The sequence below is a fragment of the Microtetraspora glauca genome, from assembly GCF_040656155.1.
In the GTDB taxonomy this organism is placed as follows: Bacteria; Actinomycetota; Actinomycetes; order Streptosporangiales; family Streptosporangiaceae; genus Microtetraspora; species Microtetraspora glauca.
Genome location: NZ_JBFALK010000005.1, coordinates 171,552 through 188,939 on the forward strand (window position 1 = coordinate 171,552; position 17,388 = coordinate 188,939).

General features: G+C 71.7%; 10 protein-coding genes. 2 read left to right on the top strand and 8 right to left on the bottom strand.

All coding sequences use genetic code 11. From position 1 onward, the window contains the following. Positions 1–105: 105 nt before the first annotated feature. The 7 genes from AB0I59_RS11945 to AB0I59_RS11975 all read right to left on the bottom strand — a co-directional run bounded on the left by AB0I59_RS11945 (position 106) and on the right by AB0I59_RS11975 (position 13,090). Complete coding sequence (locus AB0I59_RS11945; protein ID WP_358132253.1) at positions 106–1,062, bottom strand: sulfurtransferase; 957 nt, start codon at positions 1,060–1,062, stop codon at positions 106–108. 201 nt (positions 1,063–1,263) lie between these two features. After that, positions 1,264–3,936: a ComEC/Rec2 family competence protein gene (locus tag AB0I59_RS11950; protein WP_358132255.1), complete on the bottom strand. Its 2,673-nt coding sequence runs from the start codon at positions 3,934–3,936 to the stop codon at positions 1,264–1,266. Next, positions 3,933–4,814, bottom strand: coding sequence for a helix-hairpin-helix domain-containing protein (locus AB0I59_RS11955; RefSeq protein WP_061257579.1), 882 nt, complete (start codon positions 4,812–4,814; stop codon positions 3,933–3,935). The genes AB0I59_RS11950 and AB0I59_RS11955 overlap by 4 nt, the downstream gene beginning before the upstream one ends. A gap of 429 nt (positions 4,815–5,243) precedes the next feature. Continuing rightward, complete coding sequence (locus AB0I59_RS11960; protein WP_358132258.1) at positions 5,244–6,089, bottom strand: DegV family protein; 846 nt, start codon at positions 6,087–6,089, stop codon at positions 5,244–5,246. A 250-nt stretch (positions 6,090–6,339) separates the two neighbouring features. Beyond that, complete coding sequence (gene hutI / locus AB0I59_RS11965; protein WP_061257581.1) at positions 6,340–7,548, bottom strand: imidazolonepropionase; 1,209 nt, start codon at positions 7,546–7,548, stop codon at positions 6,340–6,342. A 712-nt stretch (positions 7,549–8,260) separates the two neighbouring features. After that, positions 8,261–9,664, bottom strand: a complete 1,404-nt coding sequence (gene hflX, locus AB0I59_RS11970; RefSeq protein ID WP_228638307.1) for a GTPase HflX — start codon at positions 9,662–9,664, stop codon at positions 8,261–8,263. 87 nt (positions 9,665–9,751) lie between these two features. After that, positions 9,752–13,090, bottom strand: coding sequence for an ATP-binding protein (locus AB0I59_RS11975; protein ID WP_358132261.1), 3,339 nt, complete (start codon positions 13,088–13,090; stop codon positions 9,752–9,754). Between the two features lie 162 nt (positions 13,091–13,252). Between AB0I59_RS11975 and AB0I59_RS11980 the strand changes: the two genes are divergently transcribed. Then, the gene (locus tag AB0I59_RS11980; protein WP_358132263.1) at positions 13,253–14,626 is read left to right on the top strand and encodes an FAD-binding oxidoreductase; all 1,374 of its coding nucleotides are present in this window, start codon (positions 13,253–13,255) and stop codon (positions 14,624–14,626) included. A gap of 94 nt (positions 14,627–14,720) precedes the next feature. On the opposite strand, the gene AB0I59_RS11985 is transcribed toward AB0I59_RS11980, so the two are convergent. Beyond that, the gene (locus AB0I59_RS11985) at positions 14,721–15,401 is read right to left on the bottom strand and encodes a DUF4097 family beta strand repeat-containing protein (protein WP_061257584.1); all 681 of its coding nucleotides are present in this window, start codon (positions 15,399–15,401) and stop codon (positions 14,721–14,723) included. A 156-nt stretch (positions 15,402–15,557) separates the two neighbouring features. Here AB0I59_RS11985 and aceB point away from each other — a divergent pair, with 156 nt between their 5' ends. Then, positions 15,558–17,144 (top strand): malate synthase A, encoded by a 1,587-nt coding sequence (gene aceB / locus AB0I59_RS11990; protein ID WP_358132265.1) that lies wholly within the window; start codon positions 15,558–15,560, stop codon positions 17,142–17,144. Positions 17,145–17,388 lie beyond the last annotated feature (244 nt).

Genomic DNA, 17,388 nt, shown 5'->3' on the forward strand with positions numbered 1-17,388 from the left:
CCACCGGGAACCGGACCGGAGGAGAAACGGCCGACTGAACGCCCCTCCGGCCCCTCAGCCCGCTTTCCCTCCGTACGGAGGCCGTACGGAGGGCCTACCGAAGTCCTACGGAAGCCATCCTCGCCGGCTCCCGCCGTCCGGCGATGATGGTCCTCGGTCCTCGGTCGTCGGCGCATCGCCAGCCCCTTCTCGGCCCGCGGGCGTGGCCGTTCGAGGTTGTGCCACCCGGGGCTGCTCGGGCCGGCACTCCGCCGCAGGGCTCAGGGGCCGGCCGCCGGCGATCCATTCCGTGATCGAACCGTCGTACACCCGTACCCCGGCGATGCCGGCCGAGCGCAGGGCGAGCCAAACGGCCGGGGCGGAGATCGCCGCTCCGCAGTACGCGACAACCGGTGTGCTGACGCCGATCCCGGCCGCGGCCGCCGCCGACCTGATGCGGGACGGCGGAAGGTGCAGCCCCGAGGAGTCGACGAGCATGCGCATCGGCAACCTCGTCGCGCCCGGGATGAGCTGCGGCTGCTCCGCCCAACTGGAGTCGCGGCGGCAGTCGACGATGGGCAGGCCGGCCGCCTGGTGCGCGAGCACGTCGTCCAGACCGGCGACCGCGGGGCCGGCCTGGCTCAGGAACGGCGGGCGAGTCGTGCCGGGCCGCCAGGAGGTCGGACCGGTCTCCACGGGCCCACCTGACCGCAGCCAGGCGGGCCAACCGCCGTCGAGGCGCAGCGACCGCTCGAAGCCGTGAGCCCGCATCAGCCATACCAGCCGCGCCGCGGTGAACTGGTGATTGTCGTCGTAGGCCACCACGGTGGTGTCGGTGCCGACGCCGAGGCCGGCGAGCGCGGTGGCGAGCGTCGCGGGATGGGCGGCCCGGCCCTGTGGCTGCGGGCTGGGCGCGTGGGTGGCGTCGAACCCGAGGTAGACGGCGCCGGGCACGCGTGAGCGGCGGTACAGGCCACGTCCGGCCGGACCGTCGCCCACGGGCCAGCGCGTGTCGATGATCCGGACCGACGGTGCGCCGATCAATCCGGCCAGCTCCTCACACGAGACGAGCAGCTTCTCCACAGTGATCCTCCCGGTGGCCATAGCGGCGTTGACGGCGTCCCATGACCGCGTCCGCGCTCTATCGCAGATGATCACAGAGATCGGCCCTCGCCGGAGGACGGCGTTCAGGAGGAGCCGACGCGCGGCAATCGACTGGCGTGGGGCGACCTCGCAGAGGGAAACGAACGTGGGACCGGGGCCCGTCTCGCGGAGTGGGGGCGATCAGCGGTCATCGCCGCGCTGGACGACGGCGAGGCGGCCGTCGCGCTCGATGACCGCGATGTCGCCGGACAGGTCGGTACGGTAGGTCCGCATGCCCAGCAGATGAAGGCGAGCCATCGTCAACGGTGAGGGATGCCCGTAGTCGTTGCCGGTGCCGACGCTGATCAGCGCGGCACGCGCCCCCGTCGCGGCGAGGAAGGCCGGCTCCTGTCTCAACGAACCGTGATGCGGCACCTTGAGCACATCGACCCGCGGGATGCCCCGGCGCCACAGGGCGGCCTGTGCCTCGGTCTCCAGGTCACCCGCGAGCAGTGCCGACCCGATGAGAGCGCCCCCCGCGCCGGACCACCGTACGAGCAGCACGACACTGGCGTTGTTCGCGATCGTTCCTTCCGCCGAACCTTCTCCGGAGGCGTCGGGCTCGGGTGCGACCACCGTGATCTCGGTGGCGCCGAACCGCCATCGGCCGCCGGGTGGGACCACCCACTCGGGGATCCGCCGCGCGCGGAGTTCCGCGGACACGCGGGCACTCTCGCCTGCCGGTATCCGTCCCGGGCTGACGACCGCGGCACCCACCGTGCGCCCGCGCAGCACGCCCGCCAGCCCACCGACATGATCGAGATGCGGATGGCTGAGGACCAGGAGAGGCACCCGCCTGACTCCGAGATCGCGCAGGCACCGGTTCGCGGAGCCGGGCTTCGGGCCGGCGTCGACCACCACGGCGCTGCCCGGACCGGCGGACAGGGCCATGCCGTCCCCCTGCCCGACGTCACAGGCGACGAGCAGCCACCCGGGAGGAGGCCACGGCGAGGTCGCCGGACCGATGACGAGGACCGCGACGAGGGCTCCGACCACCAGCGCCGCCACGGCGTACCGGCGGGCTCTGCCGCGCAGAACCAACCAGCCGAGGACGGCCGCCGCCGCCAGGAGTGCGAGCCCGGTCAGGCCACCGGGCCAGCCGATGGTCGCCGCCGGAAGCGCCGCCGCGCGCTCCGCGACGACGATGATCCAGCCGGCGGCCAGTCCCGCCGGACGGACGAGAAGCTGAGCGATGGTCATGCTCACCGGGGCGACGATCGCCGCGCCGAAACCCAGCACGGTCGCCGGTGCGACCGCCGGGCCCGCCAGCAGGTTCGCGGGGATCGCCACCAGGCCGAGCTGTCCCGACATGAGCACCAGTAGTGGGGTCACGGCCACCTGCGCCGCGGCCGGTACGGCTATCGCCTCCGCCGCCCAACGGGGCATCCGCGCCGCCATCCGGTCACGCCAGCGGGGAGCGAGGACGAGGATGCCACCGGTGGCGAAGACCGACAGCGCGAAGCCGTACTGCCGGGCGAGCCCGGGATTGAAGAGGATTAGGCCGAGCACCGTCGCGGACAGTGCGGTGACGCCGTCCCGGGACCGTCCCGTGCCCAGGGCGAGCGCCGCCACCACGCCCATGGCGAGTGCCCGGACCACGCTGGGAGACGGCCGGGCGACCACGGTGAATCCCGCCATGGCGACGACCGCCAGGACCGCCCGCGCGGGAAGCGGAAGCCCCGCCATCCTCGCGATAACGAGTGCGGCTCCGGCGACGAACGCCAGGTTGGCGCCGGAAACGGCAGTCAGATGGCTGAGTCCCGCGGCGGTGAAGTTCTCCTTGATCTCCTCGTCCAGGCGGGAGACGTCCCCGACGACCAGACCGGGCAGCAGACCACGCTCCCCCTGCGGGAGCACGTCACAGGCCCCTCGCAGACCCGAGCGCAGCGCCCCGGCGGCCCGCTGCAGCGCAGAAGGCTCGGTCAGCACCTCCGGCGGCCCCCGGACCAGCAGCACGGCGGAGGTCAGGCTCCCCTTGTCTGCCACCCCCAGTCGCCCCCACACGCGGACGCGCTGACTGGGCGACAACGTTCGCCAGCCGGCCCCCGAAGCGAGAACGATCACCGGAGCATCGACCAGGATCCGCCCGCCCGTCCCCTCTCGTCGGCCGTCCCCAACGGAGGCGGCCGAGCTGGCGGGGTGGGAGTCGAGGAGCCCCGAGCGGGAGGCGAGAGCTCCACCGGGTGTGCCTCCTCCGGGCTCGACGGTGAGCATCCGGACTTCCACCACGACGCTGTCCTGCCGGGTCAGCCCGCCCCGCTGCGGTCGCGGCCTCGGGTCATCGCTGATCTCGACCTCGGCGGTGACCGTCGCACGCCGGGCGGCGAGCTCGGCCACCGGACCGCTGCCGACCGCATGCACCGTGAAGGCCACGACCGCCGCTGTCGCCGCGCAGCAGACCAGCACCCCGAGGGCCGTCCCCACCACCGGGCCGTGCGAGCGGCCGGTCCGCCCGGCACCAGAACCGGCCCCATGAGCCATGGCGCCACGCAGGCGGCCGACTCCACGAGTCATGAAGCCGCGTGCGCGGGAAGTCGCAGGGGCTCCGGGGCCGCCTTTCCGGACACGCGGGCGGCGGCGCTCGGCCGCCGCCCAGATCAGCAGCGCGGCGGACGCGGACCCGGCCGCCACGACGGCACCCGTCGTGGCGGAGCATCCGATGAGCACGAGCGCGACCAGCCAGCAAGAGATCGCCGGGCAGACCAGACGCAGGGAGTGCCCCGAAGCCCAGGCGAGGCCGGCCGTCCCGGTGTGCGGCCGCTCAGACGCTGTGGGCGAAGCCGCCGGACCGAACCGCCGCGCCGAGCCGCTCATGGCGTGACCCTGCCTTTCAGGTCGGCGAACTTCTGCGGGCCGATGCCGGAGACGTCCTGGAGTTGGTCGATACTCTGGAAGCCTCCGTGGGCGTCCCGGTACTCGACGATCCGCTGCGCCAGCACCTCACCCACGCCGGGCAGGTCCTGCAACTGATCGAGTGTCGCGGAGCTGAGGCTGAGCGTCGTGATCCCTCCGGCGCCGGTACCGGCCGGGGCGCCCGGCGGGGCGGGGACACCGACCACGATCTGCTCGCCGTCCACGAGGCGCCTGGCGAGATTGAGACCGTCGGACGAGGCACCGGCCCGCGCTCCCCCGGCCGCCTCGATGGCGTCGACGACTCTGGCTCCGGTGGCGAGTGTGAGCACACCGGGTTTCCGCACCTTGCCCGTGACATGCACCGTCACCCCGGCTGCCTGCGACAACGACGTAGGACCGGAAGCGGCACCGGAAGCGGCACCGGGACCGGCGCCGGGCAGAACCGCTCTCGCGGCGGCTCCATCGGCGCTGATGGCCCCCGCACCCGAGGGAACGGGCGGCGTGACGGGCTCGGCCACCGGCTGTGACCGCCAGGCGTAGATCCCCGCCACTGCCGCGGCGAGAAACCCGAGAAGAACCAGAACGCGCAGGCCGGGACGCCCGGGATCGAGCAACGGCATGGTCTCCTTCAGCGCCGAGCTTCCGTCGAGGACCGCTCGCCCCCTCGACAGGGCGTTTTCCCTCCAGGTGGAGCCGATGCGCTCCGGCGGCGTCGGCGGCAGACAGTGATCATCCTGCGCCGCCTCGTCCTTCATCGGCCGGGGCCCGGGATCCGCCCACTCACCCCCGCTTCCGGCGCCCCGACGTGAGTCGTCGACGGGGAGCATCGCGATGTCCACCGACGATCCGTCACGGTCGGGATCTACTCCTGTCGCAGGCCCAGACCGCTCCGGCCACTTGCTGAGGACCCGGCCCGGAGGCCGGGGCCGGCCCTCGTGATGTGCGCGTGGCGGAAGAGCCTCAGAAGCGGAACCCCCGTGGGGAGGCCGGGCCTGTGGAGAACGGCCGAAGGACGGCGGCGGTCCTGGACGCGCGGATCGGCCGGAGGAAGGCTCGGAGCCCCCTGGTCGGCGAGGCGGCTCGGACGGCCGGGACGCCGGCCGCGCTGGCCGGGCATCCAGGAGGAGGCGGAGACGTGCCTCGGCGGCGAGGCGGTGGTCCGGCTGCTCCTTGGTTCGCACGCCCGTGACGTTAGGCGCGCCCGTGCCCCCGCGACGGCCCCGCGGTACACCCTGTGGAAACCAGTGCGCCTGTGGAAATCAGTACGCCTACGGATGGGCCGGCGCGATCGTCACCCCGAGCAGGCCGGGACCGACATGCGCTCCGATCACGGCTCCCACCTCGACCACGGTCAGGCGCGACGCCGCGGGCACACGGGCCGCGAGGCCGTCCGCCAGTGCCCGCGCCCGCGCGGCCGCCCCGAGATGTTGCACGGCGACGCTCACCGCACCGTCGGCGGTGGCCTGGACGGCGAGGTCCTCCAGCCGGGCGATCGCCCGGTTCGCCGTTCGCACCTTCTCCAGGACCGTGATCGTGCCGTCGGCGAGGTGGAGCAACGGCTTGATCGCGAGGGCCGATCCCAGGAGGTTGACGGCGGCACCGATCCGGCCGCCGCGACGCAGGTATTCGAGCGTGTCGACGTAGAAGAAGCTGCGCGTGGCGGCGGCGGACTCGCCCGCCGCGGACACCACCTCGGCCAGGGAGGCGCCCCGCCGGGCGGCGTCGGCGGCGGCGAGTACCGGGAATCCGAGGCCCATGCCGACGGACCCGCTGTCGATCACCTCGACCGGGACGGGAGCGTCCTTCGCGGCCAGCCTGGCGGCCTCCGCCGTACCGGACAGGGAGCCGGACAGATGGACGGAGACCACGCCGTCGGCTCCCGCGGCCGCCGCGGCGGCGTAGGCGGCGGCGAAACGCTGCGGTGCCGGCTGGGACGTGGTGACGGGCGCGTGCTCGCGAAGCGCCTCGGCGACTCCGGTGAGCGCAGGATCCGCGGTGTCGTCGAACTCACGCCCGCCGATGACCACGTGGAGCGGAACGACGGTGACACCCCACATCGCGCTCTCCGCCGCGTCCAGATAGGCGGTGGAATCCGTGACGACGGCGACCGGCATAGCACGAGATTACCCTTTGTCGACGTCATTCCTCCGCGACTGGAACCAGACGACTCCCCCTCGCGCATCGCGCTTCCGGGAGTGCTTCCCGCCCCTGCCCCGAAGGCGGCGGTCTCCAGAAAGCGCCTGGAGGAACGGACGGCGCCCGGTTGGTCGGTGCACACCGTGGCACGCGGGCCCGAGCACACCGCGGCCACTCCGCCGCACGTCGGCGCGGCTCAGAGCGGGAACGGCGGGCGAGGGCCTCGGGTCACTGGACGGGAGTGCCGCCGCGCCACACCCTGCGCGGCTTGAGTCCGAACGACCAGGCGAAGGCGCCCTCGTGGTCGGCGTCCCACTGGACGATGTCGGCGAGCCGCCCCGGCGCGAGGACCCCGCGATCCGGTGCGCCAAGGACCTGCGCGCCGCCGAGCGTCGCGGCACGCAACGCGTCGCCCACGCTCATCCCGAACGCGGCCACCGCGAGGCTGATCACGAGCGACATCGAGGTGATGCCGCAATGGCCGGGGTTGTGGTCGCTGCCGAGCGCGATCGGGACGCCCTGGGCGAGCATCCGCCGCACCGCGGGGAGCTGGCCGTGCTGGAGTGCGGTGCCGGGGCACACCACGGCGGGCACGCCGTACCGCGCCATCAGCGCGATGTCCTCGTCCGCGGTGTGATGCAGGATGTCGGCCGAGGCGCAGCCCATCTCGGCCGCGAGCTGGACCGCGCCGCGCCTGCTGTACGAGCCGGCGTGGATGCGGGGCATGAGCCCGACGTTGCGCCCGGAGGCGAGGACCCAGCGGGCCTCGTCGGTGCCGAAGTGTCCCTCGTCGCAGTAGACGTCGACGCTGTCGGCCCCGGCCGCCGCCGCGTCGGCGCACCATGCGGCGGCCGCCTCGACGTAGTCCCGCTGGCGGCCGAAGTATTCCGGTGGGACGACGTGGGCGGCCAGGAACGTGACGTGCACCCGCGGCATCATCGGCTCTTTCTCGAGCTCGCGGAGCAGCCGCACGTCGGCCAGCTCGCCGTCGCGGGTGAGGTGGTATCCCGTCTTGGCCTCGACGGTGGTGGTGCCGCCCAGGAGCCACTCGCGCAGCCGCTCGCGGACGCCGTTGCAGAGCGTCCAGGGGTCGGTGCCGCGCGTGACGGTGATCGTCGAGAGGATGCCGCCGCCCGCCGCCGTGATAGCGGAGGGCGTCGAGCCGCCGGACCGCATCGCCATCTCGGCGTACCGGTTCCCGGCGTAGACGGGATGGGTGTGCGCGTCGATCAGTCCCGGGGTGACGAGCGCACCGCCGAGGTTCTCGACATGGTCGACGTCGACGATGTCGTCGACGACGCCGGGGACGCTCTGCGGAAGGTCCGCGGCACGGCCAACCCAGGCGATGCGGTCGCCGTGCACCAGGATGGCGGCGTTGCTGCACACGTCATGGCCGGTCCAGAGCCGGCCGATGTTGGTCAGGAGGCGAACGGTCATCCGACCACCTGCTTTGAGGCCGGGGACAGCGAGCAGTCACCGCTCGCGGGCGATCCGCCCGCCGGGTCCACTCGGTGTCCGGAGGTCATCGGGGGTCTCCTGCCTCATCGCGCACTGCGTGCGATGGACCCTACCGCCAGGATCGAGATCCCAGGCGATTTCAGTCCAGTTACGTTATTTCACAGGTCGGCTTGCTGTACAGGGGTATTGAGAAGAACGCCGGTTCGCCTCTGTGGCCTCGGGATGGCCACGCCGTATCCCCGTCACATCCGGCCCCGTCTCCGCAGCTCAGAGACGGCGATCACGCTGGTCCCCCACGCGTAACAGCACTCAACGGTGTCACCATGTTACCCGCGCAGTATCTCTCGTAAGGCTTGCCAAATGATAGCAAGGTCAACGGGAATGGGCTAGCATTTCGGTTTTTCGCCCTTTAAGTCCTGCTTTAACGCCAAATATCCAATAAGTCACGAAATGTCGAGACTGTGACTGGAGTGCGTCCCGTGGCGGCAGCAGAAAACGATAGCGGCCCCGGAAACGGTCACTCCCCGCATTCATCCCGAGGATGGTGCGGGGAGCGACGACTGCGATCAGTGCCCGTCGGTGCGGGCGGCGACGCCCGCGATAAGGGGTTGTCGGTGCGGGCGGCGACGCCCGCGATAAGGGGTTGTCGGTGCGGGCGGCGACGCCCGCGATGAAGGGGCCGGTGCCGAGATCAGACCGTCTCGACCGGCTTGGCCACCCGGTCGAGCTCGGCGTACAGGTCGCCGAGGACGCGAGCGTGCAGGATGGTGCCCTCGCCGGTGTGCTCCAGGGAGAGCACCTCGCCCTCCTCGTGCGCCCGCGCGACCAGGTCGCCCCGCTCGTACGGCACCAGCACGCGGACTTCGTGGTCGAGCCGCGGCAGTTCACGCTCGATCAGCGCCATGAGGTCGCGCATGCCGGAGCCGGTCCGGGCGGAGACGACGACGCTGTGCCGTTCCTTCATGGTCAGCCGGGCGAGCACGACGGGATCCGCCGCGTCGGCCTTGTTGACGACCACGACCTCGGGCACGTCCAAGGCGCCGTCGATCTCGGACAGGACCTCGCGGACCGCGGCGAGCTGGGACTCGGGGTCGGGATGCGAGCCGTCCACCACATGCAGGATCAGGTCGGCCTCCGCGACCTCCTCCAGCGTCGAGCGGAACGCCTCGACCAGCTGGTGCGGCAGGTGCCGGACGAATCCGACCGTGTCCGCCAGCGTGAACAACCGGCCCTCGGGCGTGCGCGCCTTGCGCACCGTCGGGTCCAGGGTCGCGAACAGCGCGTCCTCGACCAGCACGCCGGCGCCGGTGAGCCGGTTGAGCAGCGACGACTTGCCGGCGTTGGTGTAACCCGCGATCGCCACGGCCGGGACCTGGCGGCTGCTCCGCCGGGAGCGCTTGGTCTCCCGCGCGGTCGACATCTCCTTGATCTGCCTGCGCAGCTTGGCCATCCGCTCGCGGATCCGCCGCCTGTCCAGCTCGATCTTGGTCTCACCGGGGCCGCGGCCGCCGATGCCGACGCCGCCCGCGGCGCGACCGCCGACCTGACGGGACAGGTTGCCACCCCAGCCTCGCAGGCGGGGCAGAAGGTATTGGAGCTGGGCGAGCTCGACCTGGGCCTTGCCCTCTCGGCTCTTGGCGTGCTGGGCGAAGATGTCCAGGATCAGGGCGGTCCGGTCGATGACCTTGACCTTGACGATCTCCTCCAGCTGCCGCAGCTGGCCGGGGGTGAGCTCGCCGTCGCAGATCACGGTGTCGGCGCCGGACGCCGCCACGATGTCGCGCAGCTCGACCGCCTTGCCCGAACCGATGTAGGTCGCGGGGTCCGGCCGGTCACGGCGCTGGATCAGCCCCTCGAGAACATCGGATCCGGCGGTCTCGGCGAGAAGCTTCAGCTCCTGGAGCGAGTTCTCCGCGTCGACGATGGTGCCGCCGGTCCACACGCCCACCAGGACGACCCGCTCGAGCCGCAGCTGGCGGTATTCGACTTCGGTGATGTCTTCGAGCTCTGTCGACAGACCCGCCACGCGCCGGAGCGCTTGGCGCTCTTCAAGTTCGTAATCGCCGACGGCGAGGTCTTCGGGCTCGTTGCGCATATATGTCATCTCTACTAGACCAACACGTAGACACCCCTGGTGTCTTCCCCACGATGGTGACACGCCCGCCGCCGGTCACGCACCCCCTTATCCGCCCAGGTCAGGTTGTCCGCCCAGGTCAGCGAGGAGTCGCCGGCTCTCGCTCGACCAGTGCTCCAGTCCCAACCGGTCGTGGACCTCCGCTGCCAGGCGGGCGTGGCGCAGGGCCGAGTGCCGGTCGCCCGTCGCCACCGCCAGCCTGGCCAGCGCCTGATGGATCGACCCCCACCCCGCGGTTCCGCTGCCGTTCACCGCCAGCCGGTCCGCGTACGGCAGCAGCAGCCCGTACAGCGACGCCGGGTCGGGGACACCGAGCTCGGCCGTCACGTACGACCAGATGACGGCGGCGAACTCCCCGGACCAGTCCTCGGGGACCGGGGTACCCCAGCGCGCGATCAGGCTCCTGGCCAGCGTCCGGTCCCCCACGTCGAGGGCCGCGAGCACGGCCATCGGGCGCAGCGGCTGCATGTACGGCTCCGCCGCCCCGGCGACCAGCTCATCCACGATCTCGGCGACCCTGCCCTGCCCCCGGCGGCAGGTGTAGAGAATCGACAGCCGTACGTAGCTCAGCCCCCACATGGTGCTGTCGCCGAAGATCTTGTCCAGTTCGTCCGTCATGTGCTCGGCCTCGCTCCACCGGCCCTCCAGGGTCAGCCGCGCGGCCTGCGCCACTCTCACCATCGCGGTCAGCTCGGAGCTCCTGACCTCCCGCAGCAGGCGTTCGGCGCGCGCCAGGTCCCGGTCCCACTCGTCCAGGTCTCCCATCCTGAACAGGCAGTGCAGCCGGTGCACCCTGGCCACGAGCTCGGCGGGGGCCGGGAGGCGGGGCACCGCGAGCATCTCCTCGACGGCCCGGCGCCGCTCGTGCTCGCGCGCCGGCACCCAGGCCGCGATCAGGTAGTTGTTGAGTACCTGGAGGAGCAACGGCGGATTCCCCACCCTCCGGGCGATCTCCACAGCCTCCGCCGCCATCGCCTCGCCCTCGGCCCGTCGTGGCCCGTAGTTCAGCTCGATGCCGAGCGTGCCGAGCAGCGCGGCCCGATGGGCGTCGTCCAGCGGGCCCGCCAGGAGGTCTTCGAGCAGGGCGATCGCCCGGTCGTCGACCATGCCGTACGGCCGCCAGTTCCAGACACTGAGCGTGCCGAACACGGTCACGGCCTCCACCAGCGTCACGCGGTCCCCCTGACCCGCCGCCAGCTCGATGGCCTCCTCGATGGCGGAGCGGGCGCGGACGGTGTCCCCGATGTCCCGTCGCGCGCGGGCCAGCTCGACGAGCAGGCGGCACTTCCTGCCCGGGTCACCCTGCCCGAGCGCCAGCAGCGCCTTCTCCCAGAGCTCGACCGCCTCGACGTAGGCGCGCTGCGCGGTGGCCTGTCGCGCGGCCCTGGCGGCGTAGTCCACCGCCCTGTCGGCTCCGCCGATCCGCGCGGCCATGGCGAAGTGGTGGGCGAGGATCGGCAGGCGCGCCGCACCGCCCCCACCCGGCAGCGACTCGAGCGCCTCACCGGCCCGCAGGTGAAGGCGGGCCTTCTCCAGGTGACCCAGCCCGGCGTAGAGGGCGTCGCCGACCAGCGCGTGCGAGAAGCGGTAGTCGATTCCGTCACGGGTCTCGACCAGCAGCCCGGTGGCCACGGCCGGTTCGAGCCGCGACATAACCTCCTCGGCGGGGACTCCGGTGAACACCTCCAGCACGTCGAGGCCGACGTCGCGGCCGAGGACGGCGGCGGACCGAAGCAACTCCCGTGTCTTGTCCGGCAGCCTGGCGACCCTCCGGCCGATCACCTCGCGTACGCTTTCCGGCACCCCGAGCGACGCCGTGTCGAGCCGATGCTCACTGCCCAGGAGCCGGAGCAGCTCCCCGAGATAGAACGGGTTGCCGCTGGTGCGCCGGAAGAGGACCCGCGCGAACGCGGGGTCGGTCAGGTCCCGCCTTTCCAGGAACGCCTGGACGTCCTCCTGCGTGAACGGGGGAAGCGACATGCGCTCGGTCCCCGGCTCACGGGCCAGCGCCGCGAGAGTCTCGCTCAGCTGTTCCGGGTCCAGGCCGGGCTCGGGCCGCAGGGTGGCCAGGACGAGTACCGACTCTCGGCTCAGGCTGTTCGCCATGTGGCCGAGCAGCCGCAGTGAAGACGCGTCCGCCGCGTGCAGGTCGTCCAGCACGACGAGGGTGGGTCCGTCCGCGGCGGTCAGCGCCGAGAGCGCCCGCTCGTACAGTTCGAGGAGGGCCGCGCCCGGGTCGGCGGAACCGTCCGCCCCCTCTCCCGCGAGGAGCCGGACGGCCTGCGCGCCCCGCTCGCCCAGCGCGCGTAGCGCCTGGAGCCACGGCCAGAACGGCAGCGTCCCGTGTCCCTCCACGCAACGCCCCCAGACGACGGATATCCCCCGCGCCTCGGCCTCTTCTGCGGCGATCTGGGCGAGGCGCGTCTTGCCGATCCCCGCCTCTCCGGTCACCAGCATGACCCCGCCCCGGCCGCGCCGTACGTGGCCGAGTCTGTCGGCGATGCGGCCCAGCTGGCTCGCCCGCGCGATGAGGGGTTCGGATTTCGGCTCGTACGCCTTCGGCTCGTACGCCTTCGGCTCGGCGGCCACGATCCTGGCCTGCTCCTTCGGCGCCTCCAGAAGCGCGGACTGGTCGAACACCGCCTGTTCGAGCCGCCGCAGATCCGGCCCGGGGTCGACTCCCAGCTCACGGGCGAGCAGGGCGCGGACCCGGCGAAGCGCCGCCAGGGCGTCCGCCTGCCGTCCCGCGCGGTAGAGGGCCAGCACGAGGAGCCCCCACGATCGTTCCCGGTACGGATGGGCCTCCACCATGCGTTCGAGGTCGGCGACGCACGACCCGCTGTCCCCCAGGGCGAGCCTGGCCTCGAACCTGTCCTCCGCGGCCAGGGCCCGCAGCTCGGTGAGCCGGGCGATCACCGGCTTGGCGAACTCCTGGCTCGCGAACTCCGCCAGCGGCTCGTCCCGCCACATGCCGAGCGCCCGGTCCAGCGCCTCGAGTGCCGGGCCGTACCGCCGCTCGGCGAGGGCGCGGCGGCCCTCCTCCGCCCAGGAGGTGAAGCACGACAGATCGACCTGGCGCGGAGCCAGGGCCAGCAGGTAGCCCGGTTCGCGGGTCAGCAGCACGGTGGGCGGCGTGCGCGGCGCGCGGTGCGGTTCGAGGACGCGGCGCAGGTGCGAGATGTAGGCCTGGAGCGCACCCGTGGCACTCGATGGCGCCTCGTCCGCCCAGACCTCGTCGATCAACCGGTCGAGTGAGACGATCCGCCCGGGTTCGAGCGCGAGCAGGGCGAGGACCGCCCGCTGTTTCCGCGACCCCAGATCCAGCGATTCGCCATCTCCGGAGATCACCTCAAAGGGCCCGAAAAGCCGGAAGAACAACGAACCCATGACTTTCCCATCTAATCGGCCACGCAAGCGTAGAGCCTCATCGGAAAGATCGGAACGCTCCACTTGGAGGCGGCTTACGGAACCCGTAAGCCGGAGACAGTAGGACGTCAAACGCTCTGACCCATTCTCGATCCCGGCGGAAGAAACTCCACGAGAAAGGTCATGAACGACATGGATGACATGAACGGCCTGGGGCACGACCTGCGCCGCGCTGTACGCGGCTCGGTCCTGGTCAGAGGTGACGAGGGCTTCGACTCCGCGCGTACCGCGTGGGACCCGGCGATCGACCAGAAGGTGCTCGCTGTGGTGGAGGCGGAGGACGCCGCGGACGCCGCGGCCGTCGTGGCCGTCGCCCGGCTCGCCGGGGTCGGTGTCGCCACCCAGCCGTACGGCCACGCTCCCGCGGGCTTCGAGGGCACGATCCTTCTCAGGACCGGGAAGCTACGGAGCGTGGAGGTCGACCTCGACCGGCGGACCGCGCGCGTCGAGGCCGGCGCCACCTGGGGCGACGTGCTGTCAGCGGCCGGCAAGCACGGACTCACCGGGCTGGCGGGCAGCACCGCGGTCGTGAGCGCGACCGGATTCACCCTGGGCGGCGGCCTGAGCTGGTTCGGCCGCCGATACGGTTTCGCCGCCGACAGCGTCCGCGCCTTCGACGTGGTGGACTCCCACGGCGACCGCGGCCGGGTGACGGCGGCCTCCGATCCGGACCTGTTCTGGGCGCTGCGCGGCGGGGGCGGCGACTTCGCACTGGTGACCGCCATGGAGATCGATCTGCACCCGGCTCCGTGCCTGTACGGCGGACGCATCCTGTGGCCGGCGATGCGGGCCCAGGAGGTGCTGGCGGCGTTCCGCTCCGTCACCGCGAAGGCTCCTGACGAGCTGAGCGTGTGGTTCCAGCTGCTGCAGTTCCCGCCGCTGCCGGAGCTGCCCGAGCCGTTGCGCGGTCTGTCGGCGGTGACCGTCGACGTGGCCTTCCTCGGTGACCCGGAGGAGGGACGGGCTCTGCTGCGCGAGTTCGACGCCATCCCCGGCGCGATCTTCGACACCCGGGACCGGATGGAGGTGGCGAACCTCGCCGACATCTGCGCCGAGCCGACGATGCCGACGCCCTCCCTGTTCCGGGGCGAACTGCTGACCGCGCTCGACGACGCCGCGGCCGCGGCGCTACTGGCGTCGTCGGGTCCGGGCACGGTCGCTCCGCTGGCCTGCGTGCAGCTACGCCACCTCGGGGGAGCGCTGGCCCGGCCGGCGGAGAACGGCGGCGCCTGCGGCCACATCGAGGAGCCGTACCTGCTCGGGATGTTGGGCGTGCTCGTCACCCCGGACGCGGCGGGGGCCATCCGGGACCGGCAGGCGTCGATCGCGCGGGCGTTGACGCCGTACACGAGCGGGCGCAAGCCGTTCACGTTCCTGGCTCACGAGGAGAGCGCGGCGTCCGCGTTCACCGGCGACGTGCTGGCCAGGCTGCGGGAGGTAAAGCGCGACCGTGACCCTCAGGGCGTCTTCCGCAGCAACCACCCGGTCCTGGCCTGACGATCCTCCGGCTCGGGTCCGGCCGCGTCCACGGCCGGACCTGCCGGAACGAACCCCCTGATCACCGGCCTTGTCCCGCCCGTACGGGCACATGTCAGGGCTTGAGCACCTTGATGTCGCCGATGCCGGTCGTGATGGTGATCGACCGTGACGCGGAGGGGTCCGAGACGATGCCGATCTCCTTGTCCCCCAGCCCGGTGTCCGCGGTGAGCTTGTAGCTCTCCGCGGGGATCCACATCGTGGCGTCGCCCGTACCCGTCTCCACGTCCACCCTGTCGGGTGCGGAGGCGAACTTCAGCTTCACGTCGCCCGTACCGGTCTCCGCCGACACCTGCTTGCCGCCGAGCCCGCTCGTGTCCACGTCGCCGGTGCCGGTGGTGAGCCGGACCGGGCCGGTCAGCGAGCGGACCGTGATGTCGCCCGTGCCGGACTCGACCTTCACGTCCAGCCCGCGCGGCACGTCGACGCGGTAGTGGATCGCGCAGTTGTTGCAGTCGTAGGCAAGGGTCAGGGTGTCGCCGTTCACCTTGTGGCCGTCGTGGGGCTTGTCCCCTGTCCACTCCAGCGTCTCTGCGACCTGGATGCCCGACGCGTCGGACCCGTTCACCGTCACGTCACCGACTCCGGCCCGCACGACCAGCGCCGCGACCTTGTCGGTCACGTCGTAGGTCAGGGTCTCGCGCTCCTTCCAGGCACCGAACCTCAGGTCGCAGGCCGAGAGGGTGAGGCCGAGACCGAGCGCGATGCCGAGTACCGCGATGTTCTTCCTTCTCATGCCCCCGATTTTGCTGTGCCGTACGGCTCGCGCCCATCCGGGAATCCCCCTGCACACCCCTGAGGGCACCCCCGACATTGACCATGCTCACGCCCGCAGAGTACCGTCGATTCCACAATTCAGAACTTTGTTTCCGCATCGTGGAAAGGAAGCCCGATGGCAGGCGTTGAGATCAGGGGTCCGCTGCTGGACAGGTTCGACGAGATCCTCACCCCCGAGGCCCTCGACTTCGTGGCTACCCTGCAGCGGGAGTTCAACGCGCGCAGGCTGGAACTGCTCGCCGCGCGCCAGACACGCCAGGCGGATCTCTCGGCCGGCGCCTCGCTCGACTTCCTCCCCGAGACCAGGGACGTCCGCGAGTCGGACTGGCGGGTCGCGCCCCCGGCCCCCGGCCTGGAGGACCGCCGGGTGGAGATCACCGGGCCCGTCGACCGGAAGATGACGATCAACGCGCTGAACTCGGGGGCCAAGGTGTGGCTCGCCGACTTCGAGGACGCCAACTCCCCGACCTGGGAGAACACCGTCAGCGGGCAGCTCAACCTCCGGGCCGCCCTCGACCGCACCATCGACTTCGAGACCGGCGGCAAGACGTACGCGCTGCGACCGGACGAGGAGCTCGCCACCGTCGTGGTCCGTCCGCGCGGCTGGCACCTGCCCGAGAAGCACGTCCTGGTGGACGGAGAGGAGATGTCGGCCTCGCTGCTCGACTTCGGCCTCTACTTCTTCCACTGCGCCGAGCGGCAGATCGCCAAGGGACGGGGACCGTACTTCTACCTGCCCAAGATGGAGTCGCATCTGGAGGCCAGGCTCTGGAACGACGTGTTCGTCCGGGCCCAGGAGCTCCGGGGCATCCCGCGCGGGACGATCCGGGCCACCGTGCTGATCGAGACCTACCCGGCCGCGTTCGAGATGGAGGAGATCCTCTACGAGCTGCGCGAGCACTCCGCGGGCCTGAACGCGGGCCGGTGGGACTACCTGTTCAGCGTCATCAAGAAGTTCCGCACCCGGGGCCGGGAGTTCCTGCTCCCCGAGCGCAACGCCGTCACGATGACCGCGCCGTTCATGCGCGCCTACACCGAGCTGCTCGTCCGCACCTGCCACAAGCGCGGGGCGCACGCCATCGGCGGCATGGCCGCGTTCATCCCCTCCCGCCGCGACCCCGAGGTCAACAAGGTGGCACTGGAGAAGGTGCGCGCCGACAAGACCCGCGAGTCCGGTGACGGCTTCGACGGGTCCTGGGTCGCCCACCCCGACCTGGTGCCGGTCTGCCGCGAGGTCTTCGACGGCGTGCTCGGCGACCGCCCCAACCAGCTCGACCGGCTGCGCGAGGACGTCCGGGTCACCGCCGAGGACCTGCTGTCGGTCTCCAAGACCCCCGGAGAGATCACCGAGGCGGGTCTGCGGAACAACGTGGACGTCGCCCTGCGGTACCTCGCGGCCTGGGTGGGCGGGCTCGGCGCGGTCGCGATCCACAACCTGATGGAGGACGCGGCGACCGCCGAGATCTCCCGCTCTCAGATCTGGCAGTGGATCCACAACGACATCGAGCTCGCCGACACGGGCACGCCCGTGACGCGCGAACTCGTCGAACGGATCATCGGCGAGGAGCTGGACAAGATCGCGGCCGAGCCCGGATACGACGACAAGCTGTACGCCGAGGCCACCGCCCTGTTCAAGGAGGTCGCCCTTGACGACGACTTCGCCGAGTTCCTCACCCTCCCCGCGTACGCCCGCATGCCCTGACCCGGACCGTGGACCCGAGTGCCGTGGACCTGTGGTGGACCTGTGGTGGACCTGCCGTGGGCCTGAACGGCGTGACCTGAACGGGTCGTGATCCGGAGCCGGTCCCCGCGCCGAGGGGCCGGCTCCAGGTCGCGCGTGAATGTTCGGGACTGTCGACGCCAGGTCGTGTCTGACAAATCAAGCCCTGCTGCGCACGGCCCGGATCCGCACTCGCACGGGGCAGCATTTGTCAGACACTCCCTAG